Here is a 24,926-nt window from a genome sequence, read left to right as displayed (position 1 = left end):
CGGCACCAGACGAGGGCGCCCTCGGGCGCCGTGGGAGAGGCGGCCATGGAACAAGGCACCCGCGGCCAGCTCATCAGCCGGCTGGCCGAGACGATCAGGTCCGTCAGGTCCGTCAGGTCCGTCAGGTCCGTCAGGTCCGTCACGTCCGCCAGGTCCGTCAGGTCCGGCTCGGCCGCGCACCCGCTGCGGGTCGCCGTCGACGGGCCGCCCGCCGCCGGCAAGACCACGCTGGCCGACGAGCTCGGGGGCGTCCTGCGCGCGCAGGGCGGCGGCGTCATCCGCGCGACCGTCGACGACTTCCTCTTCCCCACGGCACAGCGCTACCGGCGCGGCAGGTACTCGGCCGAAGGCTGCTACTACGACGCCCACGACCGCGCCGCGCTGTGCCGGGTGCTGCTCGATCCGCTGGGGCCGGGCGGGGACCGGAGGTTTCAACACGCGGTGTACGACAGAGAGAGCGACACCCCGTCGTCCCCGCCGACCACGACCGCCCCCGCAGACGCCGTGCTGCTCTTCGACGGCGTCTTCCTTCTGCGCCCGGAACTCGTCGACCGCTGGGACCTGCGCATCTTCGTGTCCGTACCGTTCGAGCAGACGGTGGCTCGCGCCCGGGACCGAGGTGCGGCGCTCGCCGGATCCGCCGACGCCGCCGAGGTCGAACGGTCCTGGCGCGACCGCTACATCCCCGCCCAGCAGCTCTACTTCGCCACCGCCCGCCCGGCTGATCACGCCGAAGTCGTCGTGTACAACGATCAGCTTCAACGGCCGGCCTGGGAAGTCCGCATGAAACCACAGACGATCACGCCCCGGCACGCGCCCTAGTCGTCCGCGTTGGGGGAAGGGCCCGGGACCGTGCCCGCGGCCGGGTCGGAGTCCGGGGCGCGGCCCGTCATCGCCGTGAGGGTGGCCCGTACGTTCTCCATGTGCGCCGACAGCTCCTCGCGGCGGACCTCCGCCTCGCGCAGCACGCGCTGCGTGTCACGTTCGATCTCCTCCGCAGCCGCCACCGCCTCCGCCACCAGCTCCGTGCCCTGCGCCTCCGCCTCGTCGCGGCAGCGGCCCGCGTACGCCTCGGCCTCGGCGTGGGCCGCCTGCTGCTCGGCCAGGTGTGCCTCCGCGCTCTGGGTACGGGTGGCGAGTTCGGCGTCGAGGGCCTGGCGGCGCTCCCGTACCTCCGCGTCCAACTGCAGGGCCGCGGCCTCGCGTTCGAGGCGTGCCTCGTCGAGCATCGCCGTCGAGCGGTGCCGCATCTCCGCCAGCGCCGCCGCCGCCTCGCCCGCGGTGTCCTCGACCGCGGCCTTGGCGGACGACAGCAGGTCGGCGGCCTCCTGCTCGGCCGCGCCGAGCGCGCTGCGCAGCCTGGCCTCGGCCTCCTCGCGCAGGGCCTGGGCCGCGCGGCGGACGTCGGCGGTGGTCTCCTCGACGTACTGGCGCGTCTCGGCCTGCGCGCGCTGCAGTTGCTCCGCCGCCGTGTCGCGCAGTTCGGCGGCCTCGTCCTGGGCGAGGCGCAGGATGTCCTGCGCGCGGGCGCCCAGTTCCGCGTAGGTCTGCTCCTTGAGGTGCGCCAGCTCGCCGGTGAGCCGCTCCAGCTCCTGGCTCAGCTCGCGCTCCAGGACGGTGAGGCGGGCGGCCCGCTCCCAGGCGGAGTCGCGCTCCTCACCCACGCGGGTCACCGCGGCGTCCACTTGGTCGGGGCGGTAGCCACGACCACCGCGTACGGTGTCGAAGCCCCGAGCCGACGTCTTCACAGCGCCCATGTGACCGAGCTCCTCTCATCCCCGACCGACTGTCGGCGCTCATCCTTCAGGACTCCCGCGAATCACCCATACCTTGACACCTAACCCTTTCAGGTGGTCATCGGTTGAAAAACATACGAAACGGCCCCACCGGCGGACCGGTGAGGCCGTTTTCGCGTGCCGTGCGGGTGGCTACAACAGGCCGTCCCAGAGCTGTTCGAGGACGACCGACCACCAGTGGTCCGGGCCCTCCAGCGCCGCCGGGTCGATCGCCACCAGCTGGGACTGGAAGTCGACCGTCCAGCGCCCCGCCTGATCCGGCGTGAGCCCGAAGCGCAGCCGCCACATGTGGCCGAGCATCGACAGACAGCGCACGAACTCCGGCAGCCCCGTGTTCACGAACTGCGGCGGCGCACTGCCCCCGCCGGGCGCCGCCTCCAGCGGCACGGCCACGATGTGCGCCGTACCGTACTGGACGCACATCTGGCGGCCGAAGTCGTTGCCCATGACGAGGTACGAACCGGCGTCCGGCGCCGGCTGCACGCCCCGCTCCGCCGCCAGCTCCGCCAGCGTCGGCACCGGCCGGCCCGGCTGCGCCTGGCCCCAGAAGAACGGGCCGAAGTCCATCGGCAGCCCCGCCCACACGAGCGTCTGCGCCACGACGTCCGGCACGCCCTGGCGGGCCACGGCCCGCTGGTCGTAGCGGAACACGCCCTGCGGCCCGAACGCCTGGTACAGCTCGTGCCCCAGCGCCTCGGGCGGCAGCGGCGGCAGCACCGGGACCTGGCCGGGCCCCGGCAGCGGCGCGCGCTGCGGCCGGGGATGGGCCGGGCCGTCGGCGACCTGGTGCAGCTCGCCCTGGTGCTCGATGAGGTGCTGCATGCCCTGCTGCCGGGAGGCGTGGTCGCGGCCGTAGGAGGCGGTGTGACTCAGCCGCACCTGCGGCCAAGTCTCGCGGATCATGCGGGAGCAGTAGCCGCCGGGCAGGTCGCAGGGTTCCAGCTCGGTGTGCAGCTCCAGGACCTGCTGCGGGGGTACGCCCATGCCGCGCAGCTCGTGCAGGATCTGCCACTCGGGGTGCGGGGTACCGGGCGCGGAGCGGCGCATGACCTGCTGCTCGGAGCCGTCCTGGGCGCGGTAGCGCAGGACGGCGAGGTAGCCGGGTCCGACGGTGGGGACACCGGGGGGCGGGTAGCCGTAGCCGGGGGTGGGGGTGGCCTGGCCGGGCGCGGGGTGCTGGGCGCCGGGGGGCATGCCGGGGGCACCGGGGGGTCCGGCGGGGGCGCCGGGGGGTCCGGCGGGGGCGGCTCCGGGGGCGCCCGGCGGGAAGGGGGCGCCGCCGGGTCCGGGGGGCGCGCCGGGGGCGCCCGGGGCACCGGGCGCGAAGGGAGCGCCGCCGGGGGGCGGGGCGGCCTGGCCGGGCGCGGGGGGCGGGGTTAGGGGCGCGGGGGCGGCGGGTGGTGCGCCGGGGGCGGCTGGGGCTGACGGCGCCCCTGGGGCGGGTGGGGTGCCGGGGGCTCCGGGGGCTCCAGGTGCGGCTGGTGTGCCCGGGGCTCCGGGGGGTCCGGGAGGCGCGGGCGGGCCGCCCGCGGACGCGCTCGGGTCGACCTGCGACACGAGTTGGGTCGGAATGTACGCGTTCCCGCTGCCCGGAGTGCCGGGAGCGGACGGCGGTGGCGGCGCCGAGGAGCCGGAGCCGCGGCCGGCGCCGGGCGTGCCGGGGGCGCCGGGCGGGGGCGGTACGCCCTGCCCGGCGGGGGTCCGCTTGCCCTTGAGCGGGGGCGGGAGGGGGGTGGCCTTGCTGGTGGCCTGGTCGGCGATGTCGGCTGCCCCGCCGCCGGCACCGGGGCTGGGGCTGGGGCTGGAGGGTGGGGTGCTCGGAGTGCCGGGGGTGTTGGGGGTGTTGGGTGCGCTGGGGATGCCTGGTGTTCCCGGGGCGCTTGCTGCTCCGGTGATGCCTGGGGCTCCCGGGGCGCTTGGTGCTCCGGGGGTGCCTGGTGTTCCCGGGGTTCCGGGGGGTGCGGGAGTGCCTGAGGCGGCGGGCGGTGTGCCCGGGGCGCCGGGGGCGCTCGGGGCTCCCGGTGTGCCGGGGGTGCCCGTGGATCCGGGGGCTCCCGCGGTGCCCGGGGCACCCGGCGGTACGGGGGCGGGGGCGCCGGGTACGGGGGGCGGGGTGCCCGGCGCACCGGGGTAGCCGCCGGAGCCGGGTGCGGGGGCGGTGCCGGGGGGCGGGGGCGGCGCACCGCCGGGGGGCGGCGGAGTGCCGGGGGCCGCGGGCGGGCCGGGCGGCGCCGGGGTGCCGGCGCCCGACGCCGGGCCGCCGGGGGCGCCGGGGTAGCTGCCGGAGCCGGGCGGGGGCGGGTACGGGCCGCTCGGCGGCGGCGTGTCGGGGAGCTTCGACGAGAGGACCGTCTCCGGCAGCGGTACGGAGGCCGCCTCGTCGCCGCCGCGGGAGTTGGTGTCGTTCCACGGTGTCGGTGCCGCCGCTGCCGCGGGCGCCGTCGGGTCCACCCGCGGGCCGACCGACCCGGAGGCCCCCGCCGCGTACGGCGACGCGGGACCGCCCGGCGACGACGTACCGGAACTCCCCGCCCCGTACGGCGTACTCGAACCCGACGACGACTGCGACGGTGCCGACGGGCCGGAGTCCGACGCCGCACCTGCGTGCCTGCCGCCAGAACCGGAAGAACCCGAAGAACCCGAAGAACCCGAGCCGCCGCGGCGCGGAATGCCGATCTGGTCCGCCGCCTCCTGCAGCCACTCCGGCGGCGTCAGCAGGAACGACGTCGCCCCCAGGTCCACCCGCTCCCCCGGCTGCGCCCCCCGCTGCGGCCCGGCCTCCTCGCCGCCGTACTCCTCCTCGAAGCGCCGGATCACCTCGCCGACCGGCAGCGCCGGCCACAGCGTCGTGTCGCCCGAATCGCGCGCGATGACCAGCCGCGCCCCCGAGCCCTCCGGCACCTCACCGCCCGCCGGGATCTCGGCCCAGGCCACGAAGCCCAGCTCGAACTCCCGCACCTTGACCTCGCGGCGCCGCTGCTGCGGCACCCCGCCGTTGATCCACGAGTCGGCGCGCTCCTGCGCCTGTGCGAAGGTGACCATCACGCCTTCACCCCTCCACCGGCACGGCGCGCGCGAAGCCGCCGTCCACCATCAGATTCGCCACGGTCTCCAACTCCGGCGGGCCGCCGACCAGCCGGTCCAGGAAGGCGTCGAAGTCCTCCCCGCAGAACAGCAGCAGCCGCTCCACCCGCTCCTCGACCGTCCAGCCCGCATCGCCCTGATCGCGGGCGTCGTCGTACGGGCAGAACCACACGCTGCCGCGCCTGCGGCCCTTCGTCTTCAGCGCCAGCACCCCGCCCTGCAGGAACGCGACACCCAGATAGTCCTTCGTCAGATGGTCACGCAGGCACTTGTTGACGTAGACCAGATCGTTGACCGCCGCCTCTTCGCGCACCGTGAAGAACGGCTGGTCGACCAGCAGCCCCAGCTCCGGATCCAGCGCCGCCCCGACCGGCGCGCAGCCGCCCGCCGCCTTGAGGAAGTCGCGGTACGCGCCCGGCAGCCCGTACCCCAGGTCCTCCTCCACGCCGAGCACCTGCTCCTCGGTGACCGCCACGCCGTCACGCGGCAGGGTGAAGTGCACCGGCCGCGTCTCCTGCAGCGGGCGCGTACCGCGCTTGTCCTGGTCCACGGCCGCCGTCGCCAGCCCGCCGTGGTGCCGCAGCAGCGCCTTCACGTCGGCCGGCACCAGCTCCATGCGGCGGGTGCCCGCCACGTGGTGCCACGTCCAGCCGTGCGGCGTCGCCACGAGCGGCAGCGTCGACCACAGCTCGTGGCCCTGCGCGTGCAGCGCCGCGTTCGCCGATACGTAGTCCGTCAGCCGCAGCTCGTCGATGCCGAAGCCCTCCGGCGGCTCCGCGATCTCCGCCGCCGCGCGCGCGTACGGAGAGAAGTCCGGGTAGCCGTCGGCGTCCACGCGGACGCCCCGGGGGTGTCTGGCAGCCCGGACCGGGTCCGGGAAGTTCACGACCTGCCCGGCGTATGCCGCGTTCGGCGGTGCGACGGTCGTTCCTCGCCGACCTGACGTCATCGCGTGTGCCCCCTGCCATTGGTCTCCGTCAAAACACAGCCTATGGGTTGCCGCGGCCGGCGGTCGTGCCCTGGTCAGACAGCGCCCCGGCAGGCGGCGTGATCTGCTCCGCAATGACGGACTTGCCCAGCACCGGCGCGGCCTCGAGGGGTGCACACGCCGGCACGGAAGGCAGCGCGGGTGGCCTGTCGTACGTATGTGGCAAGCTAAACAAAGCGAGACAGCGGAGTTTCACGGGGGAGGCTCTTACCGCTATGCACGCACGCTCAGACACCGCAGATCCGCTCGCGGACGGCGATCCATACGGCGGTATGGGACGCTTGTCCGGCGAGACGGACACTCCGTACGGATACATGGAAACGGACATCGAGACGGGGTCCGGCCCACCGGCCGACCCCCGCACAGACTGGCGCGACACGGCGCCCCGCGACGGCGCACCGCGCCTCGCCAGCCGGCGTGACGGCGTCCTGCCGGCCGTCGGCGCCGCCCTCTCGGTCCGCGGCCAGACCCTCACCTGCACGGCGGGCCGCGCCGACCGGGGACCCCTGCTCCACCCACTGGTCCAGGACTTCCTCGACACGCTCACCAGCGGTCGCCGCGAACGCTTCACCGGGCGCTGCCCCGAAGCCGTGCTGCTCTCGCGGCACCTGGCAGCCGTCGAGGCCGGCCGCAGCAAACGGGCCGCGCGCAAGCCCCTGTCGGCGGGAGAAGCCCGGCGGGCGCTGAAGCAGGCGAAGATCACCGCCCGGCACATCCGCGAGGACGGCGACCCGCTGCACGGACGGTACGCGCCGCCGTGCCGCTCCTGCGCCGCCCTCCTGACCCACTTCGGCGTGCGCACCGTGGGCGACGCGCACGCCGAGGGCTGAGCCGTGGTCTCCACGGACCCGCGCGACCTGGCAGCGGCGCACACGCGTTTCCCGGTCGAGGTCGACAGCGCGCTGCGCGTGGCCGGCTGGGAGCCGGGCCGGTGGGACATAAGACAGGCGGAGACCTGGGCCGACACGCTCCGGGCGCACGTCGCGCCGGGCGGGCACGTGCACGCCGTGTTCCCGGCGGCGGTCGAGGCATGGGCGGAGTTCGGCGGGCTGCGCGTCGTCGGCGAAGGCCCCGGACGGCAGTTGGGCCCGGCGGACCTGCACGTGGACCCGATGCACGGCCTCCACCTCACCCGCACCCTCGCGGACCTCGGCCGCGCGCTCCAGACCGAGCTGTGCCCGCTGGGCGCGGAACTCGCCCCGGACGGCAGCACCGCGCAGGCGGTGCTCGCGGTGGACGCGGACGGCAGGGCGTACGCGCTCGACCACACCGGGGACTGGTTCCTCGGCACAAGCGTGGACGAGGCACTGGTGACGCTGGTGACGGGACTCGAACCGCAGCGCCTGGCACCGGAGACGGGACAGGGGCGGGACTGACAACGGCGGTACGGGGACGGACGGCCGGTCCGCCGGCCGGCGCCCCGGGGCTACTTCACGCCGGGAAGCACAGCCGAGACGCGGAAGCCGCCCGCCTCCGTCACGCCCGAGACGAAGCCGCCGCCCAGGCCCGTCACGCGCTCACGCATGCCCACCAGGCCGTTGCCGCCGCTGGGCAGCCCGGCGCTCTGCGACGCCGCGTCGGACGGGCCGTTGACCACGAGCACCGCCACCTCGGCGACCCGGTGCACGAGCAGCACCCGGGTCTTGGCGCCGGGCGCGTGCTTGTGGACGTTGGTCAGCGCCTCCTGCACGACCCGGTAGACCGTCTGCTCCACCTCGGCGGCGTACGGGCCGGGGTCGCCCTCCACCGCGAAGTCCACGGCCATCCCGGCGGCCCGGGACTCGCCGATCAGCGACTCCAGGTCGTCCAGGCACGGCCCCGGCCCGCCGCCGGCCTCGTCGTCACCCGCTCCCCCGCGGTACGCGCCCTGCGGGCCGCGCCCGGCACCGGGCGCGGCGCCGCCCCCGGCGGGCCCGCCGTACGAAGCGCCCCCTGCCTCCGCCACGCGCCCCGACCCGCCACCGGGCGCCGGCGGGCCGGCACCCGCGGCTACGGGCCCGGAGGACCCGCCCTCCGCACCCGCCCCGGCCTCGGCAACCCCCACACCACCACCGCCGCCGGCAGCAGCACCGGCACCGGCACCGGCACCCGAAGCGGCAGTCCCGACGCCCCCGGCCGCCGCCACCCCGGCACCCGCACCAGCCGACGCCACCGCACCCGCAACAGCCCCGCCCGCGGCCCCGCCACCGCCCGGAACGCTCCCCGGAACCCCCTCCGAAGCCGAACCCTCCGAAGCCGAACCCTCAGAGGCCGGAGCCGACGCCGAACCCCCCGGCGCCGAACCCCCCGGCGGCGCCGCCACCGACCCCGCCGGCATCCGCAGCACGCCCAGCATCTCCCGCAGCTCCGTCAGCGCCTGCCGCCCCATGTCCCCGACCAGCGCCGCGTTCCGCGCCGCCTTCTCCGGATCCTTCAGCGCCACCCGCTCCAACGCCGCCGCGTGCACCACCATCAGACTCACCCGGTGCGCCACCACGTCGTGCATGTCCCGCGCGATCCGCGTCCGCTCCTCACGCCGCGCCCACACCGCACGCTCCTCCGCCCGCTCCGCGAGCAGCGACAACTCCCGCTCCAGCCCGTCGGCCCGCTCCCGCAGGCTCTCCACGAGCCGGCGCCGCGCCCCCGCGTACAGCCCGAGCAGCAGCGGCGGCAGCGTCACGCCGACCGACATCAGCAGCGCGACGAGCGCGGCCAGCACGAACGGGGAGTCCCGGTCGTGCTCCTCGAAGGTCTGGTACATCCGCACGAACGTGACGATGATCACGGCGATGACCGACATCCCGGCGAGGGCCGCGGTGATGCGCCGCGGGATGTCGGAGGCGGCCAGCGTGTAGAGGCCGACGATGTTCAGCAGGAAGCCCATCTCCGCGGGCGTGACGGCCATGGCCACCAGCACCGGCACGATCGGCCACCGCCGCCGGAGCACGAGCGCGCTCCCCGCGACGACCCCCAGCACGACCCCGAACCCCACGGGCAGCCCGGCATCCCGCGAAAACGGCACCCCCTGCGCCGCACACTCCGCGGCCGACAGCACCGCCAGCACCACATCGAGCACCATCGACCGGGGCCGCGCCCACCACCACACGGGCCTCCGCCCCCCGGAGACCTCACTCACGGCTTCCCCCGACGTGGTCATACCAACCAGCGTAAGGGCCGATCCCGCGGAGTCAGGCTTCGGGTTCAACAGCATGCAACGCGTTCGAACGCACCCGAAACCGCCAGGTAAGCCCCGAACTGGTGAATCGACCGCACATGCGCACCCCGGCCTCGAAGCCCGGCCAGGTCAGCCCTCCACGGCCCGCCTCCCTGACGAGGCGCTGACCTCAACCGTCGCGTGGAGGGGTGGTGGTGCGGCATAGTAGTGGCCGCACCTCACCCCGATCACCGAATCGGGCATAGGTGGTGAACTATCCCGGGTCGTCTAATGGCAGGACAAATGGTTTTGGTCCATTGAATGAGGGTTCGACTCCTTCCCCGGGAGCCTCGACCATGACTCACCCTGGGCCCCGGCACCGCCGGGGCCCGTTTTCGTTACCCCCGCATACCCCCTCGGTATCCTGCCGGTACCCCCGATTCCGCCTGCGTAAGGACACCACACGTGACCGCGAACCGCCCCGCAGCCGTCGTCGTACTCGCCGCGGGCGAAGGCACCCGTATGAAGTCCGCGACCCCCAAGGTCCTGCACCGCATCTGTGGTCGCTCGCTCGTCGGGCACGTCGTCGCCGCCGCTGGAGAGCTGGACCCCGAACACCTCGTCGTGGTCGTCGGGCACGGCCGGGAGGCCGTCACCGCGCATCTCGGCGAGGTCGCCCCGCAGGCCCGCGCCGTCGTGCAGCACGAGCAGAACGGCACCGGGCATGCCGTGCGGATCGCGTTGGAGGAGCTGGCCGGGAGCGGGGTGGAGCTGGACGGGACCGTGGTGGTGGTGTGCGGGGATACGCCGTTGCTGGCCGGGGAGACCCTGGGCCGGCTCGCCGGGGTGCATGCCGCCGACGGGAACGCCGTGACCGTGCTGACCGCCGAGGTGCCGGACGCGACCGGGTACGGGCGGATCGTGCGGGAGGGCGGCACGGAGGACGGGACCCAGGGCGCCCGAGCCGTGACGGGGATCGTGGAGCACAAGGACGCCTCCGCGGCGCAGCGGGAGATCCGGGAGATCAACTCGGGGGTCTTCGCGTTCGACGCGAAGCTGCTGGCGTCGGCGTTGACGCAGGTGCGGCGGGACAACAGTCAGGGCGAGGAGTATCTGACGGACGTGCTGGGGATTCTGCGGGCGGCGGGGCACCGGGTGGGTGCGTCGCTTGCCGCCGATCACCGGGAGATCCTCGGCATCAACAACCGGGTGCAGTTGGCGGAGGCGCGGCGGCTGCTGAACGACCGGCTGCTGCGGGACGCGATGCTGGCCGGGGTGACGGTGGTGGATCCGGCGTCGACGTGGTTCGACGTGGGGGTGTCGTACGAGCCGGATGCCGTGGTGCAGCCGCAGACGCAGCTCCTGGGGGAGACGCGTCTGGGGGCGGGTGCCGAGGTGGGGCCGGGGTGCACGTTGACGGACACGGTGGTGGGCGCGGGGGCGCGGGTGCTCCACACGGTTGCGGACGGGGTGGAGATCGGGCCGGAGGCGAAGGTGGGCCCGTACACGTATCTGCGGCCGGGGACGCGGCTCGGTGCGGGGGCGAAGGCGGGGGCGTACGTGGAGATGAAGAACGCGGACGTCGGTGCGGGGACGAAGGTGCCGCATCTGTCGTACGTGGGGGACGCGACGATCGGGGAGCACACGAACATCGGTGCGGCAAGCGTGTTCGTCAACTACGACGGGGTGGAGAAGCACCACACGACGATCGGGAGTCATTGCCGTACGGGTGCGGACAACATGCTTGTTGCGCCGGTCACAATCGGGGACGGCGCGTACACCGCCGCGGGGTCGGTGATCACGAGGGATGTGCCGCCGGGTTCGCTGGCCGTGGCGCGGGGCCAGCAGCGCAACATCGAGGGCTGGGTGGCCCGTAAGCGGCCGGGGAGTGCGGCGGCGCGGGCGGCCGAGGAGGCGCGCCGCGGGGGTGCGGAGGAGGACGAGGGGGCCGGTCACCAGGGGTGAGGGCGTGGGAAGCGGGGCTGTGCGGGGCGTACGGTGAGGAGGACATCCGACCGGCCGCCCGCCCGGCCGCCTGCCCTGATACCGAGGAGAACGTGCTGTGACCGGGATCAAGACGACCGGCCAGAAGAAGCTGATGCTTTTCACCGGCCGTGGCTACCCCGAGCTTGCCGAGGAGGTCGCGCACCAGTTGGGTGTGGGCCTCGTGCCGACGAAGGCGTTCGACTTCGCCAACGGTGAGATCTACGTCCGTTTCCAGGAGTCGGCGCGTGGTGCCGACTGTTTTGTGATGCAGAGTCACACGACGCCCATCAACCAGTGGATCATGGAACAGATGATCATGGTGGACGCGCTGAAGCGTGCCTCCGCGCGGAGCATCACCGCGATCGTGCCGTTCTACGGCTACGCCCGCCAGGACAAGAAGCACCGGGGCCGCGAGCCGATCTCGGCGCGGCTGATCGCGGACCTGCTGAAGACCGCGGGCGCGGACCGGATCCTGACGGTGGATCTGCACACGGACCAGATCCAGGGTTTCTTCGACGGCCCGGTGGACCACCTGTTCGCGCTGCCGGTGCTGGCGGACTACGTGGCGTCGAAGACGGACCGCTCGAAGCTGACGGTGGTCTCGCCGGACGCGGGGCGGGTGCGGGTGGCGGACCGGTGGGGTGACCGGCTGGGGGCGCCGCTGGCGATCGTGCACAAGCGCCGGGATCCGGATGTGGCGCACCAGGTGACGGTCCACGAGGTCGTGGGGCACGTGGAGGGCCGGGTGTGCGTGCTGGTGGACGACATGGTGGACACCGGCGGCACGATCTGCGCGGCGGCGGACGCGCTGTTCGCGAACGGCGCGGAGGACGTGATCGTGGCGGCGACGCACGGCGTGCTGTCGGGTCCGGCGGGTGACCGGCTGAAGCAGTCGCGGGTCAGCGAGTTCATCTTCACGAACACGCTGCCGACGCCGAGCGAGCTGGACCTGGACAAGATCACGGTGCTGTCGATGGCGCCGGTGATCGCGCGGGCGGTGCGCGAGGTGTTCGAGGACGGGTCGGTGACCAGCCTCTTCGAGGAGCTGGCGTAGCTTTCCCGGAGAAGATCGACTTGGGGCGGCCTCCCGCCGCCGGGTAGACTCGCGGAGTTGCTCGGCGAGGGAGGCCGCTGCCGGTTCGTACGGTCCCGTACGGTTCCGGTCCGGCGCTCCGTTATCGACGCGCTCTTCGTAGCAGGCCGATTGCGGCCGGGTGACCGTCCCGTCAGCTTCACCTACTGCGAGGAGTGCAGTCATGGCCGAGTACAAGATCGCCGCGGAGCCCCGGACCGAGACCGGCAAGGGCGCGGCCCGCCGGCTGCGCCGCGAGAACAAGGTTCCGGGTGTCATCTACGGCCACGGCTCCGACCCGCGGCACGTGGCCCTGCCGAGCTACGACCTGCTGATGGCTCTGAAGACCTCGAACGTGCTGATCAGCCTGGAGGTCGACGGCAAGGCCGAGCTGGTCATCCCGAAGGACGTGCAGCGCGACGCGCTGCGGACCGGGGTGCTCAAGCACGTGGACCTGCTGGTCGTCAAGCGCGGTGAGAAGGTCACCGTCGAGGTGCCGATCCAGGTCGAGGGCGACCTGGCGCCGGGCGGCAACCTGCTGGAGCACACGCTGCACGCGCTGCCGGTGGAGGCCGAGGCGACCAACATCCCGGAGGCCGTGACGGTCAGCGTCGAGGGGCTGGACGCGGGTGCGACGGTGGCGGCGAAGGACGTGAAGCTGCCGGCCGGGGTGACCCTTGCGGTCGACGGCGAGGACCCGGTGCTGCACGTGGTCGCGCCGCAGGCGGAGGAGCCGGCGGCGGAGGGCGAGGCCGCCGAGGGCGAGGCCGCGGCCGAGGCCGGCGCTTCGGAGGAGTGAGTCCGGCGGGCCGGGGCGGGTGGCCGGCCGGGTGCGTCCCGGCCGCGCCGCCGGCTCCTGCCCGGGAGCTTCGCCGCCCGCCCCGCCCCCGTACGCGCCGCACGTCCTGTACGCCCTGGGCGTCCCGTACGCCCGCGTGCCCGTCGCCGTACGGGCCCGCCCTCCGTCTCCGTACGAGCCCGCACACGCACCCCGGGAGAGTCAGCAGATGTCGGACGCAGCGCAGCCGTGGCTCGTCGTGGGCCTGGGCAATCCGGGCCCGGGGTACGCGGGCAACCGGCACAACGCGGGGTTCATGGTCGCCGATCTGCTGGCGGAGCGCGCCGGCGGCCGGTTCAAGACGCACAAGTCGCGGGCGCAGGTCGCGGAGGTGCGGCTGGGTGCGCCGGGGCCGTCGAGCCGGCGGATCGTGCTGGCGAAGCCGATGTCGTACATGAACCTGTCCGGCGGCCCGGTCTCGGCGCTCGCCGGCTTCTACAAGGTTCCGCTGGACCGGCTGGTCGTCGTCCACGACGAGATCGACCTGGAGTACGGCACGCTGCGGCTGAAGCTCGGCGGCGGCGACAACGGGCACAACGGGCTGAAGTCGCTGTCGAATTCGCTGGGCCGGGAGTATCTGCGGGTGCGGTTCGGCGTGGGCCGGCCGCCGGGGCGGATGGAGGTGGCGGACTACGTGCTGAAGGACTTCTCCGCCGCCGAGCGCAAGGATCTCGACTACTTCGTGGACCGCGCGGCGGACGCGGTGGAGGCGCTGGTCACGGAGGGTCTTGAGCAGGCGCAGAACCGCTATAACGGCTGATCACGGGGCCTGTTGCGAAACTGTGACGGGGCGTTTTCCGCACCCAGTGCCCAAACCGGGACGAGCGGTGCGCATGCGCCTTGACCCGTACGTCCTCTCCGACGGAAGCTGAACCGCCCCCCGACTTCCCTGTGCACACCCTTCACTTACGAAGTTGGTATCCCATGCGCACCATTGCTTCCGTCAGTGCCGTGGCTGCCGCCGCTGCTGCATCCCTGCTCTTCGCCGCCCCGACCGCGCTGGCGACCAACGGCGACAACGGAACCGTCAAGATCCACGACGCCGCCACCGGCCAGGAGGATCCCCGGAACGAGCCGAAGGTCTGCGAGTTCTACCTCGACGCCTTTGACTTCGACGGCGCCCAGCAGGTGACCTGGCAGATCATCGGCTGGAAGCCGACCGGGGACAACAAGACGGTCGCGGACGAAGGCACGATCGTTCTCGATGGCGAGGGCAACGGCCGTACCGAGGACATGACCCTGCCTGACGGCCACTACAAGCTCTTCTGGAACTGGGAGGGCGAGAACGGCGCCGCGAAGCACAAGGTCTTCTGGACCGAGTGCGAGGACGGCTCCGAGTCGCCGAACCCGTCGGACACCCCGAGCGACACCCCGTCGGACGACTCCTCCGAGCCGGCCGAGGAGCCGGGTGAGCCGGGCGACGACGTGAAGCCCGCCGAGTCCAACGCGCCCGGCGCGCAGGGTGGCGGCGACGACGAGGGCGGCCTGGCCGCGACCGGCGCGTCGGTCACGGGCATCTCGGTCGCCGCGGCCGTCCTCCTGGGCGCGGGCGGCTTCCTGGTGCTGCGCCGCCGCGGCCTGGGCCGCCAGCACTGATCAACTCTGCGTCACCGAGTACGGCGCACGGCCCTCACCCCTGGGTGAGGGCCGTGCGCCGTCTGCGGGCGCCGGACGCAGGGCGCCGGACACGGGGCGCCGGACACGGGGCGCCAGACGCGCCAGAGAAGCAGGCAACGGATTCGGCCCCGGCACCGGGTGCCGGGGCCGGCAGTCACCGTCCGCGCCCGCCGCGCCGTGCGCAGCACGACCGCGGCCCCGCGGACGGGCGGCCCCGCGGACGGGCAGGCGACACCACCCGCTGCCCCGGACCGGAGGTCAGGACGCCGCCCGGACCGGAGGTCACCCCGTATTGCGCAGCCCCGCCGCCACTCCGTTGACCGTCAGCAGCAGTGCCCGGCTCAGCAGCGGGTCGGGGACCTGGCCGTTTTCTGCGGCTTCGCGCTGCCGGCCCAGGAGCGTGACCTGGAGGTACGAGATGGGGTCGAGGTAGGCGTCGCGGATGCGGAACGTCTGCTGGAGCACCGGGTTGGCCTCCAGCAGCTCCGACTCGCCGGTGATGCGCAGCACCTCGCTGACGGTCAGCTCGTGTTCGGCCTCGATGGCGGCGAAGATGTGCTTCAGCTCGTCGGGCACGAGCGTGTCGACGTAGTGCCGGGCGATCCGCAGGTCGGTCTTGGCGAGCGTCATCTCGACGTTGGCGAGGAAGTTGCGGAAGAAGTGCCAGTGTTCGTACGCCTCCTCCACGACGGCGTCGAGCCCGGCCTCCCGCGCGGCGCGCAGCCCGGAGCCGACGCCGAACCAGCCGGGCACGATCTGCCGGGACTGGGTCCAGCCGAACACCCAGGGGATGGCGCGCAGCCCGTCCAGGCCCGCGCCGGTGTCGGGGCGGCGGGAGGGCCGGGAGCCCAGGTGCAGCTCGGCGAGCTGGTCGACGGGGGTGGAGGCGAAGAAGTAGGCCGGCAGGTCGGGGTCTTCGACGAGGCGGCGGTACGCGGCGTGGGCGGCGTCGGAGACGACGTCCATGGCGGCGTCCCAGCGGGTGAGCGCCTCGACGGACTGCCGGGGCGCGGTGTGCAGGGCGGACGCCTGGAGGGTGGCGGCGACGGTCAGCTCCAGGTTCTCCCGGGCCAGGGACGGCACGAGGTACTTGTCGGAGATGACCTCGCCCTGCTCGGTGACCTTGATCTCGCCTTCGAGGGTGCCCCAGGGCTGGGCGAGGATCGCGTCGTGGGTGGGGCCGCCGCCGCGGCCGACGGTGCCGCCGCGGCCGTGGAAGAGGCGCAGCCGTACGCCGTGCCGGTGGGCGACGTCGCGCAGCCGGCGCTGGGCGCGGTGGATCTCCCACTGGGAGGTGGTGATGCCGCCGAACTTGGAGGAGTCGGAGTAGCCGAGCATGACCTCCTGGACGTCGCCGCGCAGGGAGACCAGGCGCCGGTAGGAGGGGTCGGAGAGCATGGCGTCGAGCAGGTCGTCGGCGATCTTCAGCTCGTCGGTGGTCTCCAGCAGCGGCACGATGCCGATCTTCGCCCAGCCGGCGTGCAGGTCGACGAGCCCGGCCTCGCGGGCGAGGACGGCGGCGGCGAACACGTCGTCGGCGCCCTGGCACATGGAGATGATGTACGACTCGATGACCTCGGGCCCGAAGGCGTCGATGGCCTTCTTGACGGTCTCGAAGACGGCGAGGGTACGGGCGCCGGCGTCGTCGAGCGGCGCGGGGGTGGGCGCCAGCGGGCGGCGGGAGCGCAGTTCCTTGGCGAGCAGGCCGCGGCGGTAGTCGCGGGGCATGTCGAGGTAGCGCCAGGACTCCTCGCCGAGCCGGTCGAAGAGCTGGCCGAGGGCGTGGTGGTGGGCGTCGGCGTGCTCGCGTACGTCCATGGTGGCGAGCTGCAGGCCGAAGGCGGCGATGGTGCGGATGGTGCGTTCCAGCCGGCCGTCGGCGACGAGGGAGCCGCGGTGGGCGCGCAGCGAGGTCTGCACGAGGGTGAGTTCGTCGATGAGCTGCGCGGTGCCGAGGTAGTCGCGGCCGGGCACGTGGGCGCTGCCCTCGGCGAGGCGGCGGCGGGTGTTGAGGAGCTTCTGCCGGATGCAGGTGGCCTTGAGCCGGTAGGGCTCTTCGGCGTTGAGCCGCTTGTAGCGGGGGCTGATCTCGGGGAGCACGTCCAGGTCGGCCTGGACGGACCGCAGGAGTTCTTCGGTGGCGCCGCCGTTGCGGATGGAGTTGGACAGGGCGGAGCGCAGGTCGTCGACGTGGCCGATGGCCTCGTTGATGCCGTGCTCGTGCTGGAGGAGGAGGACGTCCCAGGTGACCTGGGGGGTGACGTTGGGGTTGCCGTCGCGGTCGCCGCCGATCCAGGTGCCGAAGGTCAGCGGGCGGGTGCCGGGCGGCAGGACGGTGGACTGCCCGGCGCCGACGCGCGCCAGTTCCGCGGCGAGGTCTTCGAGGACGTCGCCGACGGCGCCGCGGTTGAGCTCGTCGAGGTAGTAGATGGCGTTGCGGGCCTCGTCGGCGGGTTCGGGGCGGACGACGCGCAGTTCGTCGGTCTGCCAGATGAGGTCGATGGCCTCGGCGAGGCGGCGGTCGCAGCGCCGGCGGTCGGCGGCGGCCTTGCCCTCGTCGGCTTCCAGCAGGCTGGCGACGTCGCGCAGCTTGGTCAGCACGGAGCGGCGGGCGGCCTCGGTGGGGTGGGCGGTGAAGACGGGCCGTACGCCGAGGCTGGCGATGGTCTCGCGCAGGTGGGCCGGGTCGGCGTCCTTGAGCATGTCGGCGGTACGGGCGAGGCTGCCGCCCTCCGCGGCGCGGCGGGCGCGGAACTCCCGGCCGCGGTGGACCTGCTCGGCGACGTTGGCGAGGTGGAAGTAGGTGGAGAACGCCCGCACGAGGCGGGCGGCGGTCTCCAGGTCGACGGTGCGCAGCAGCTCGGCGGCGGCCTCGCCGTCGGTGCGGGTCAGGGCCCGTACGCGCTCGACGAGGTCCAGCAGTTCCGGCCCGTCCTGGCGGACGAGGGTCTCGCCGAGCAGGTCACCGAGGCGCCGGATGTCGGCGCGCAGGTCGGCGTTGCCGGCTGCCGCGGCGCCCGGGTCGGGGCCTGCGGCTCCGGCGGGGCGGTGCGCGTGGATGTCGGCACTGGTCACTGGTGCGGCTCCTTGGCGTGCGGCGCTGGTGTTTCCGCCCGTGCGCGGCGGCGCGCGGCGGGCAGGGGTGCGGACCGCGCTGTCCGACGCCCCCAGACTAGTCGGCCCTGCTCGCTGCCCGGGTGGGCGAAGCCCGCGGAGTTGCGGCATGGGAACCGGTGTCCGCGGGCACTCAAGAGGTGTTCCTTCCACACGGGCGCGCAGGTACGCCTGGGGGACCGTGCCTCTTTCAGCCCGGAACTGAGGCATGCCATACTTACGCCAACGTAGGTTACGGGACCGTAGCCTCTGGCCCGTATTCTCCAGTCCACGTTCCCCAGTCCATGTTCCCCAGCCTCCGAGGGATGCCCATGCCGTCCACGTCCGAAGTGATCGACGAGCAGCCCCGCTCGGCCACGGTCACCGCCGAGTCCGCGACACTCGGCGGCGAACACAAGAGATCGATCGAGCAGATCACGCTGCTCGCCTTCATCGTGGTGCCGTTCGTCGCGCTGGCCGCGGCGATCCCGCTGGCCTGGGGCTGGGGGGTGAGCTGGCTCGACGTCGGGCTGATGGTGGCCATGTACTTCATCGGCCTGCACGGGGTGACGATCGGGTTCCACCGGCACTTCACCCACGGCTCGTTCAAGGCGAAGAAGCCGCTTCGGGTGGCGCTGGCGATCGCCGGGTCGATGGCGGTGGAGGGCCCGGTCGTCCGCTGGGTCGCGGACCACCGCCGGCACCACAAGTTCTCCGACGCCGAGGGCGACCCGCACTCCCCCTGGCGGTTCGGCGAGACCATCCCGGCACTGATGAAGGGCCTGTGGTGGGCGCACGTCGGCTGGCTGTTCGACGAGGAGCAGACGCCGCAGGACAAGTACGCGCCGGACCTGATCAAGGACTCGGCGATCCGCCGGGTGTCGCGTCAGTTCGTGCTGTGGACGACGGTCTCGCTGCTGTTCCCGCCGCTGGTCGGCGGGCTGGTCACCTGGTCGTGGCAGGGCGCGCTGTCCGCGTTCTTCTGGGCCTCGCTGGTACGTGTCGCGCTGCTGCACCACGTCACGTGGTCGATCAACTCGATCTGCCACGCGGTCGGCAAGCGCCCGTTCAAGTCCCGGGACCGCTCGGGGAACGTCTGGTGGCTGGCGGTCCTGTCCGGCGGCGAGTCGTGGCACAACCTGCACCACGCGGACCCGACCTGCGCCCGGCACGGCGTGATGAAGGGGCAGATCGACTCCAGCGCCCGGGTCATCCGCTGGTTCGAGAAGCTCGGCTGGGCCTACGACGTGCGCTGGCCGACCCAGTCCCGTATCGACGCGAAGCGCAACAAGGACGGCGACGCCCCCAAGGGCGCGCGCAAGGGCGCGGCTGCCGCGGCGGCCCGCCGTGAGGAGGCCGCCGCCGACGCGGCATGATGGGAGCCGTGGCTACCGGCGGTAAGAGCAGCACGGGCAACAGCGGCGACGGCGGCGAGGGGAAGCCGCCGCGCCGCACCCGGCGGCGGATGACGGGCAAGGAGCGCCGCGAGCAGCTCGTCGACGTGGGTCGCACGCTGTTCGCGGCGCGCGGCTTCGAAGCGACGTCGGTGGAGGAGATCGCCTCGAAGGCGGGTGTGTCCAAACCGGTCGTGTATGAGCACTTCGGGGGCAAGGAAGGGCTGTACGCGGTCGTTGTCGACCGGGAGATGCGGCAGCTCCTCGACATGGTGGCGAGCGCGCTGACCGCGGGGCATCCGCGGGAGCTGCTGGAGCAGGCGGCGTTCGCGCTGCTGGACTACATCGACGAGTACACCGACGGCTTCCGCATCATGGTCCGGGACTCCCCCGTGGCGCAGTCGCACGGCTCGTTCGCCTCGCTGATCAGCGACATCGCCACCCAGGTGGAGGACATCCTGGGGATGGAGTTCAAGTCCCGCGGCTTCGACCCGAAGCTGGCGCCGCTGTACGCGCAGGCGCTGGTGGGGATGGTGGCGCTGACCGGGCAGTGGTGGCTGGACGTGCGCAAGCCGAAGAAGGCGGAGGTCGCGGCGCATCTGGTGAACCTCGCCTGGCACGGCCTGGGCGACCTGGAGGCCAAGCCGAAGCTGATAGGCCACCGGCGGGCGTAGCGCGGGCGCCGGGTGGGGTGCGCGGAAGGCTGCTCAGACCCGGGTGATGTCCTTGCCGATGACGAGGCCCTTCGCCGGCCCTTCCGGGACGACGGCGTCGGTGCCGTACGGGACCCGGTGCTCCTCCGCGTAGGTGCCCTTGCCCGGCTTGGGTGCGCTGAGCACGGCCACGGTGCCCTCGTCGTCGAAGTCGTCGACGATGACGTAGACCGGAACGCCGGCCTGGGCGTAGGCGCGGCGCTTGCGCACGCGGTCCCGGTCGAGGTTCCGCCGGCCGGGGGACGTCACCTCCACGACCAGGGCGACACCGGAGGCGTCGACGCCGAGGTCGTCCTCGTCGGGGATCTCGTCGAGGTCGGCGGGGGCGACGAAGAGGTCGGGGAGGAGGACCGTCCGGCGGTGGATGACGTTGCCATCCTGGTAGGCGGCGTAGTCACCGTCGGCGAGGTGCGCCTCCAGCGCACGGCGCAGACGGTTGATGACGACCGTGTGACGGCGGCGACCTGTGGGTGACACCTCGATGGACTCCTCGATGATCTCCGCCCGGTAGCCCTCCGGAAGCTCCATGGCCTTCCACGCGTCCCACAGGACCTCGTCGAGGGATGGCTCCGGCTCGGGCTCCTCCTCGGGAGCGGCGGGCGGGATCTCATGGGCGAGAGCGGTCATCGTGAAGCACCTCCTTCTCCAGTGTGGGCGTGGGCGTCGCAGTGGCACAAGCGACGACGTCACGCTATCGGCGGTTTCGCCGCCGGCCCGCGGCTCATCGGATCATCACCCGATGGGATGACCGGGTCCCCGCCCGGCGGAGCCCTTACGCCGCCTGGAACTCCAGCCGGTTGCCGAACGGGTCGGCGGTGTGGAAGCGCCGTACGCCCGGGATCTCGCCGTCGGCCCAGGTCACGTCGTACCCGCGGGCGGCCAGCCGGCGGGCCAGCGCGTCGAGGTCGGTGACGACGAGCGCGGGGTGCGCCTTGCGGGCGGGGCGGAAGTCCTGCTCGACGCCCAGGTGGAGGGTCACGGCGCCGGAGGTGAACCAGCAGCCGCCGCGCGGGACGAGCGCCGCGGGCTTGGGCACCTCGGTCATGCCGAGGACGTCGCCGTAGAAGACGCGCAGCACCTCCTCGCTGCCGGCGGGGACGGCGAGCTGGACGTGGTCGAGTCCGGTGATCATGGGGTTACTCCCAGCGCGAAGATGCGGCGGAACGGGAACGGGGTGCCGTGCGGGCCCGGCGGGTAGGCGGTGCGCAGCAGGGCCGCGTAGGCGGTGACGAACGCGTCGGCGTCGCCGAGGGCGTCGAGGACGGGGCGCAGGCCGGTGCCCTTCACCCAGTCCAGCACGGGGTCGGTGCCGGGCAGGAGATGGGCGTACGTGGTCTCCCAGGCGTCGGCGGCGCAGCCGAGGTCGCAGAGCAGCTCCAGGTACGCGACGGGCTGGAGCACCGGCCGGTCGGGCAGGACGCCCGCCAGCCGCTCCCGCCAGCGCGGGTCGCCGGCGAGCTGCCGCATCAGGGCGTGGCTGGGGGCGTCGAAGTTGCCGGGGACCTGGAAGGCGAAGGTGCCGCCGGGGGCGAGACCGGCGAGCCAGCGGGGGAAGTGCTTCCAGTGGTCCGGCACCCACTGCAGCACGGCGTTGCCGAGGATCAGGTCGTACGCGCCGGGCTCCGGCGTCCAGTCGTCGAGGTCGGCGTGGGCGAAGTCGATCCGCCCGCCGCCGGGCGTGGGGCCGGCGTGCGCGGCGGCGGCGCGGAGCATGCTCGGCGAGTTGTCGTACCCCGTGATGCGGGCGGTGGGCCAGCGGGCGGCCAGCAGGGCGGTGCCGTTGCCTGTGCCGCAGCCGATGTCGGCGATCCGCGCGGGGGTGCGGGGCAGGTCGCCGACGTGGGCGAGGAGGTCGGCGAGGGGGCGGGTGCGGGGCCCTTCGTGGCGCAGGTACTGCTGCGGGTCCCAGGACGGTGAGGTCATGCTTTCAGCGTTCCGCCGATGTATCTCGATGTCAAGAGACTTCATGTCGACAGACCGTTTACACTGATCGCATGCGGGACGAGGTGGACCGGCTGGTCGCGGCGTGGCGCCGGGAGCGCCCCGACCTCGACGTGGAGCCGCTGGAGGTGCTGAGCCGGGTGAGCCGGCTGGCCCGCCACCTGGACCGGGCGCGGCGGCTGGCGTTCGCAGAACACGCCCTGGAGGGCTGGGAGTTCGACGTGCTGACCGCGCTGCGCCGCGCCGGCGAGCCGTACCAGCTCTCCCCCGGCCAGCTCCTCACCCAGACCCTGGTCACCTCCGGGACGATGACCAACCGCATCGACCGGCTGGCGAAGAAGGACCTCGTCGAGCGGCTGCCGGACCCCAGCGACCGGCGCGGCGTGCTCGTACGGCTCACCCCGGAGGGCCTGAGACGCGGAGACGCGGCGCTGGCGGCGCTGCTGGCGCAGGAGCGGGCGATCCTGGCGGAGCTGCCCGCGGAACGGCGCCGGGAGCTGGCGGGGCTGCTGCGGCAGCTGACGGCACCGTTCGACAACGTCCCGTAATCCGCTGCCCGGTGGGCGTCCCGGGGCCGGCCGGACGGGAAGCGCCGGCCCGCGGGCCGGCGGGAACGCGGACGAGGGCGCGGAGGCGCGGGCGTCAGCGCGCGCGAAGCCCGGCCGCGGCGGCAGACGCGAGGCCCTCGGCCATCTCGCAGAGTTCCTCCGTGGACGGCCGACCGCTGACGTCCAGCCGCACCATCTCGGCGGAGGTCTCGGCGCCCTGGCCGCTGTACCTGCGGTACTCGACGAAGGCAGAGCAGGTGTCGCCGTCGTCGTCCGGCTCCACCACGGTGCGGTACCCGCTCAGCCGGACGGTGGCGACGGCGTCCTCCGCGGACTTGGGCTCGTCGCGGAAGAAGGCGATGTTCGCGTCCACGCCCTCGTCGTCGCTCGACCACTTGCAGCTCCAGTTCGCGACGCCGGTTCTCGGGACGTCGTCCCTGAGGCCGGTAACGGCCGACAGCGTCCGGGCGTCCAGCAGCCGGCAGGCGTTCGCCCAGGCGAGGGACGTGCTCGGGTAGGCCGGCTCGCGGCGCGGGAGCGGGCGCTGGTCGAGGACCTCGGCCGCGCTCTCGGCGGCGCTGTCCGCGACCGCGCACAGCGTTGCGGTGCCGCCGACGACGGAGCCGTGGCCCATATTGACACGTACCCCCACCAGCATGTCCTCGGCAGCGGTGGCGGACGACAACAGCAGCGTGCACTCGTCGCTCTCCGTCTGCTCCCGGTGTATGCCGATCCTCCCGACGGTGCGGGAGGGCTCGGCCCCCTCGGGCGGGGTGCCCGGCCGCAGGCGGAGCTCCACGTCGATCCGGGTTTCCTCGTCGATGTCCAGCAGGACGTCGCACTGGTCGAAGTTCCCGTAGTCCACGTCCACATGGACCTCCTCCGCGTCGAACTGGCCGAAAGCGGCGGGGTCGGCCATCGCGCACACGTCGGCCGTGTGCGGATCAGCGACCAGAGCGTTCGACGCGCCGTTCGCGCCGTCCCCCCGCGGCGCGCCGCTGCCGGGCCGCGGGGTGCTCCCGGCGCCGTCGCGGTCGGGGACGACGAGGAACGCCAGGGCCAGGAGCGCGGCGGTGCCGAGAGCGGCGGCCAGCGGCAGCCGCCACCGTCGGCGCGGGGCACCGGTGCCGGTGGTGGCGGTGCCTCCCGCGGCGCCGCCTCCCGCGGCCGTGGGCTCAAGGGCCGTGGGCTCAAGGGCCGTGGGCTCAAGGGCCGTGGCCTCAGGGGCGGTGGCCTCAAGGGTCGCCGCGTCCCCGGAGGTTCCCCGCCCGGGCGCGGCCACCGCCGCCAGGAGCCGCCCGGCCTCAGCGGCGTCGGGGCGTTGCCGGAAGTCGCGTCGCAGCATGGCGGCGAGCACGGGACGCAGCGGTCCCACGGCGGGGTCCAGCTCGACGACGCCCCGCTCCGCCTTCCAGTGCCTCAGCCACTCGCCCTGCTCTCCGGCCTCCTCCGTGCCGGCCTCGTCCACCGTCCCGGCGGAGGCGGGGTCCGCACGGGTCGTGCCCCCGCGCGGCGGCGCGCCGGTGACCAGTGCGTGGAGGGTCCCGGCCAGGCAGAACACATCCGAGGCCGGCTGCGGGAGGCTGCCCCGGGCCACCTCGGGGGCGGCGTAGTCCGGGGTGTAGCTGACGGGCCCTTCGACGGTGATCGTGTCGGTGCCACCGGTCCGGTGGACCGCCCCGAAGTCCAGTAACTTCGCGTCCCCCTGCCGGGTGAGACCGATGTTGGCGGGTTTGACGTCACAGTGGACGATGCCCGCTTCGTGCAAGGCCGACAGCGCGTCCGCGAGCTGCGCGCCGATACGGGCCGCCTGTTCGGGGGAGATCCGCGGCCTCCGGTCGAGGCCGCCGCCCGGCACGTACTCCATGACGAACCAGAACGCCCGCGCCCCGGACTCGTCCGGCTCCGCGGGCACGACGTCGAACAGGGTCACGACGTGGGGGTGGTCACGGAACTTGGCCATGGCACGCGGTTCGCCCAGCAGTTGCCGCACCGCGGTCCCGCCCGGCCCGCCCGCCCGCTCCGGCTTCAGCGCGACGTCCTGGCCCAGCACCGTGTCGGCGGCCAGCCACACGTCCCCGCCCCGCCCCGTGCCGAGGACCTCCTTGAGCACGTAGCGGTCGGCGAAACTGTCCCCGGAACGCACGAATCTCCCCTCGGTCGAGTCCAGTCCCTGTACGGCCGGAGCCGCGCGCGCCTCGGTCAAGCGTACTGAGCGCTACGGGCCGTACGGGAGGATGTACCCAGAGTCTTCACAACTGCACCTCGGCCAGGACGGCACGGGCACCCGAGGGCGAACAGGGGACCGGTCCCGGCGAGAGCGCCTACGGTACGCGCATCCCGACCGACCGCTCCCCCCGGAGGAACCCCCCTGCGCTTCGCCCTGAGCCCCGTCCTGGCCGCTCCGCACCCGCCACGTGCCAGCCGGGGCCTAGGTTCTGTTTCTCGGATCTGCTGACAGGGCCTTGTGGGCTGGTCCAGGCTGTGGGAGTGGCTGGACGAGGGTCTTTGACGAACGCGGAGTGGGAGCGGCTGGAGCCGCTCCTGCCTCGTGGCGGGAACCGTGGTGGCCGCTGGAGCGATCATCGCAAGGTGATCGATGGCGTCCTGTTCCGTGTCCGGACGGGAGTTCAGTGGCGTGACCTGCCGGATCGCTTCGGGCCGTGGCAGACGGTGTACAAGCGGCACCGGCGCTGGTCGGCCGACGGCACCTGGGAGCGTCT

Annotated in this window: 21 protein-coding genes and 1 tRNA gene; 13 read left to right on the top strand and 9 right to left on the bottom strand. The window is 73.5% G+C overall.

Annotation, left to right across the window (positions count from 1 at the left end; all coding sequences use genetic code 11):
- The first annotated feature begins 45 nt into the window (after window positions 1–45).
- A complete protein-coding gene (locus B124_RS17700; RefSeq protein ID WP_496503827.1) occupies window positions 46–822 on the top strand; it encodes a cytidylate kinase family protein in 777 nt (258 codons plus the stop codon).
- Here the strand turns inward: B124_RS17700 and B124_RS17695 are convergent.
- From B124_RS17695 to B124_RS17685, 3 genes are all read right to left on the bottom strand, one after another.
- A complete protein-coding gene (locus B124_RS17695) occupies window positions 819–1,757 on the bottom strand; it encodes a hypothetical protein (RefSeq protein WP_496503826.1) in 939 nt (312 codons plus the stop codon). The two genes, B124_RS17700 and B124_RS17695, sit on opposite strands and share 4 nt — an antisense overlap.
- 171 nt (window positions 1,758–1,928) lie before the next feature.
- Window positions 1,929–4,838, bottom strand: coding sequence for an SUKH-4 family immunity protein (locus tag B124_RS17690; RefSeq protein ID WP_496503913.1), 2,910 nt, complete (start codon window positions 4,836–4,838; stop codon window positions 1,929–1,931).
- A 7-nt stretch (window positions 4,839–4,845) separates the two neighbouring features.
- Window positions 4,846–5,829 (bottom strand): SMI1/KNR4 family protein, encoded by a 984-nt coding sequence (locus B124_RS17685; RefSeq protein ID WP_496503825.1) that lies wholly within the window; start codon window positions 5,827–5,829, stop codon window positions 4,846–4,848.
- Between the two features lie 353 nt (window positions 5,830–6,182).
- Between B124_RS17685 and B124_RS17680 the strand changes: the two genes are divergently transcribed.
- Complete coding sequence (locus B124_RS17680) at window positions 6,183–6,698, top strand: YwqJ-related putative deaminase (protein WP_496503912.1); 516 nt, start codon at window positions 6,183–6,185, stop codon at window positions 6,696–6,698.
- Between the two features lie 3 nt (window positions 6,699–6,701).
- The gene (locus tag B124_RS17675; RefSeq protein ID WP_496503824.1) at window positions 6,702–7,244 is read left to right on the top strand and encodes an SUKH-3 domain-containing protein; all 543 of its coding nucleotides are present in this window, start codon (window positions 6,702–6,704) and stop codon (window positions 7,242–7,244) included.
- 50 nt (window positions 7,245–7,294) lie between these two features.
- Here B124_RS17675 and B124_RS17670 read toward each other — a convergent pair whose 3' ends face one another.
- A complete protein-coding gene (locus tag B124_RS17670) occupies window positions 7,295–9,004 on the bottom strand; it encodes a sensor histidine kinase (RefSeq protein WP_496503823.1) in 1,710 nt (569 codons plus the stop codon).
- Between the two features lie 274 nt (window positions 9,005–9,278).
- On the opposite strand from B124_RS17670, the gene B124_RS17665 reads away from it, so the two are divergent.
- The 6 genes from B124_RS17665 (at window position 9,279) to B124_RS17640 (ending at window position 14,493) form a co-directional block, all read left to right on the top strand.
- Window positions 9,279–9,349, top strand: a tRNA-Gln gene (locus tag B124_RS17665).
- A 117-nt stretch (window positions 9,350–9,466) separates the two neighbouring features.
- The gene (gene glmU, locus B124_RS17660) at window positions 9,467–10,966 is read left to right on the top strand and encodes a bifunctional UDP-N-acetylglucosamine diphosphorylase/glucosamine-1-phosphate N-acetyltransferase GlmU (RefSeq protein ID WP_496503822.1); all 1,500 of its coding nucleotides are present in this window, start codon (window positions 9,467–9,469) and stop codon (window positions 10,964–10,966) included.
- 97 nt (window positions 10,967–11,063) lie between these two features.
- Window positions 11,064–12,041, top strand: a complete 978-nt coding sequence (locus tag B124_RS17655) for a ribose-phosphate diphosphokinase (RefSeq protein ID WP_496503821.1) — start codon at window positions 11,064–11,066, stop codon at window positions 12,039–12,041.
- A gap of 202 nt (window positions 12,042–12,243) precedes the next feature.
- Entirely contained in the window at window positions 12,244–12,858 is a 615-nt protein-coding gene (locus B124_RS17650) for a 50S ribosomal protein L25/general stress protein Ctc (protein WP_496503820.1), read from the top strand.
- 208 nt (window positions 12,859–13,066) lie between these two features.
- Window positions 13,067–13,657, top strand: coding sequence for an aminoacyl-tRNA hydrolase (pth, locus tag B124_RS17645; RefSeq protein WP_496503819.1), 591 nt, complete (start codon window positions 13,067–13,069; stop codon window positions 13,655–13,657).
- A gap of 164 nt (window positions 13,658–13,821) precedes the next feature.
- Window positions 13,822–14,493 (top strand): hypothetical protein, encoded by a 672-nt coding sequence (locus tag B124_RS17640; protein ID WP_496503818.1) that lies wholly within the window; start codon window positions 13,822–13,824, stop codon window positions 14,491–14,493.
- A gap of 303 nt (window positions 14,494–14,796) precedes the next feature.
- Here B124_RS17640 and ppc read toward each other — a convergent pair whose 3' ends face one another.
- Entirely contained in the window at window positions 14,797–17,589 is a 2,793-nt protein-coding gene (gene ppc, locus B124_RS17635) for a phosphoenolpyruvate carboxylase (protein WP_496503817.1), read from the bottom strand.
- Window positions 17,590–17,939: 350 nt separating this feature from the next.
- Between ppc and B124_RS17630 the strand changes: the two genes are divergently transcribed.
- Both B124_RS17630 and B124_RS17625 read left to right on the top strand, forming a co-directional pair.
- On the top strand, window positions 17,940–18,983 hold the full coding sequence (locus B124_RS17630; RefSeq protein WP_496503911.1) for an acyl-CoA desaturase: 1,044 nt from the start codon (window positions 17,940–17,942) through the stop codon (window positions 18,981–18,983).
- Entirely contained in the window at window positions 18,983–19,675 is a 693-nt protein-coding gene (locus tag B124_RS17625; protein ID WP_496503910.1) for a TetR family transcriptional regulator, read from the top strand. Before B124_RS17630 ends, B124_RS17625 begins: the two co-directional genes overlap by 1 nt.
- A gap of 33 nt (window positions 19,676–19,708) precedes the next feature.
- On the opposite strand, the gene B124_RS17620 is transcribed toward B124_RS17625, so the two are convergent.
- From B124_RS17620 to B124_RS17610, 3 genes are all read right to left on the bottom strand, one after another.
- A complete protein-coding gene (locus tag B124_RS17620) occupies window positions 19,709–20,341 on the bottom strand; it encodes a Uma2 family endonuclease (RefSeq protein ID WP_496503816.1) in 633 nt (210 codons plus the stop codon).
- A gap of 145 nt (window positions 20,342–20,486) precedes the next feature.
- On the bottom strand, window positions 20,487–20,846 hold the full coding sequence (locus B124_RS17615) for a VOC family protein (RefSeq protein WP_496503815.1): 360 nt from the start codon (window positions 20,844–20,846) through the stop codon (window positions 20,487–20,489).
- Complete coding sequence (locus tag B124_RS17610) at window positions 20,843–21,637, bottom strand: trans-aconitate 2-methyltransferase (protein WP_496503814.1); 795 nt, start codon at window positions 21,635–21,637, stop codon at window positions 20,843–20,845. Before B124_RS17610 ends, B124_RS17615 begins: the two co-directional genes overlap by 4 nt.
- Window positions 21,638–21,708: 71 nt before the next feature.
- Between B124_RS17610 and B124_RS17605 the strand changes: the two genes are divergently transcribed.
- On the top strand, window positions 21,709–22,203 hold the full coding sequence (locus tag B124_RS17605) for a MarR family winged helix-turn-helix transcriptional regulator (protein ID WP_496503813.1): 495 nt from the start codon (window positions 21,709–21,711) through the stop codon (window positions 22,201–22,203).
- Window positions 22,204–22,297: 94 nt separating this feature from the next.
- Here the strand turns inward: B124_RS17605 and B124_RS17600 are convergent, their stop codons facing one another.
- Complete coding sequence (locus B124_RS17600) at window positions 22,298–24,349, bottom strand: serine/threonine-protein kinase (protein WP_496503812.1); 2,052 nt, start codon at window positions 24,347–24,349, stop codon at window positions 22,298–22,300.
- 344 nt (window positions 24,350–24,693) lie between these two features.
- Here B124_RS17600 and B124_RS17595 point away from each other — a divergent pair.
- Window positions 24,694–24,926, top strand: a 233-nt coding sequence (locus tag B124_RS17595; RefSeq protein ID WP_496503811.1) for a transposase, incomplete at its 3' end; no start/stop codon positions are given.

The sequence above is a fragment of the Streptomyces sp. CNP082 genome (genome assembly GCF_059570535.1).
This window is presented reverse-complemented; position numbering and strand designations above follow the sequence as displayed.

What these genes read in the sequence shown, in the direction of transcription:
- B124_RS17605 (WP_496503813.1), top strand. Translation starts at nt 21,709, where the DNA reads ATGCGGGACGAGGTGGACCGGCTGGTCGCGGCGTGGCGCCGGGAGCGC.
- B124_RS17620 (WP_496503816.1), bottom strand. Translation starts at nt 20,341, where the DNA reads ATGACCGCTCTCGCCCATGAGATCCCGCCCGCCGCTCCCGAGGAGGAG.
- B124_RS17695 (WP_496503826.1), bottom strand. Translation starts at nt 1,757, where the DNA reads ATGGGCGCTGTGAAGACGTCGGCTCGGGGCTTCGACACCGTACGCGGT.
- B124_RS17685 (WP_496503825.1), bottom strand. Translation starts at nt 5,829, where the DNA reads ATGACGTCAGGTCGGCGAGGAACGACCGTCGCACCGCCGAACGCGGCA.
- B124_RS17625 (WP_496503910.1), top strand. Translation starts at nt 18,983, where the DNA reads ATGGGAGCCGTGGCTACCGGCGGTAAGAGCAGCACGGGCAACAGCGGC.
- B124_RS17630 (WP_496503911.1), top strand. Translation starts at nt 17,940, where the DNA reads ATGCCGTCCACGTCCGAAGTGATCGACGAGCAGCCCCGCTCGGCCACG.
- B124_RS17610 (WP_496503814.1), bottom strand. Translation starts at nt 21,637, where the DNA reads ATGACCTCACCGTCCTGGGACCCGCAGCAGTACCTGCGCCACGAAGGG.
- B124_RS17670 (WP_496503823.1), bottom strand. Translation starts at nt 9,004, where the DNA reads ATGACCACGTCGGGGGAAGCCGTGAGTGAGGTCTCCGGGGGGCGGAGG.
- B124_RS17615 (WP_496503815.1), bottom strand. Translation starts at nt 20,846, where the DNA reads ATGATCACCGGACTCGACCACGTCCAGCTCGCCGTCCCCGCCGGCAGC.
- B124_RS17700 (WP_496503827.1), top strand. Translation starts at nt 46, where the DNA reads ATGGAACAAGGCACCCGCGGCCAGCTCATCAGCCGGCTGGCCGAGACG.
- B124_RS17650 (WP_496503820.1), top strand. Translation starts at nt 12,244, where the DNA reads ATGGCCGAGTACAAGATCGCCGCGGAGCCCCGGACCGAGACCGGCAAG.
- pth (WP_496503819.1), top strand. Translation starts at nt 13,067, where the DNA reads ATGTCGGACGCAGCGCAGCCGTGGCTCGTCGTGGGCCTGGGCAATCCG.
- B124_RS17690 (WP_496503913.1), bottom strand. Translation starts at nt 4,838, where the DNA reads ATGGTCACCTTCGCACAGGCGCAGGAGCGCGCCGACTCGTGGATCAAC.
- B124_RS17680 (WP_496503912.1), top strand. Translation starts at nt 6,183, where the DNA reads ATGGAAACGGACATCGAGACGGGGTCCGGCCCACCGGCCGACCCCCGC.
- B124_RS17640 (WP_496503818.1), top strand. Translation starts at nt 13,822, where the DNA reads ATGCGCACCATTGCTTCCGTCAGTGCCGTGGCTGCCGCCGCTGCTGCA.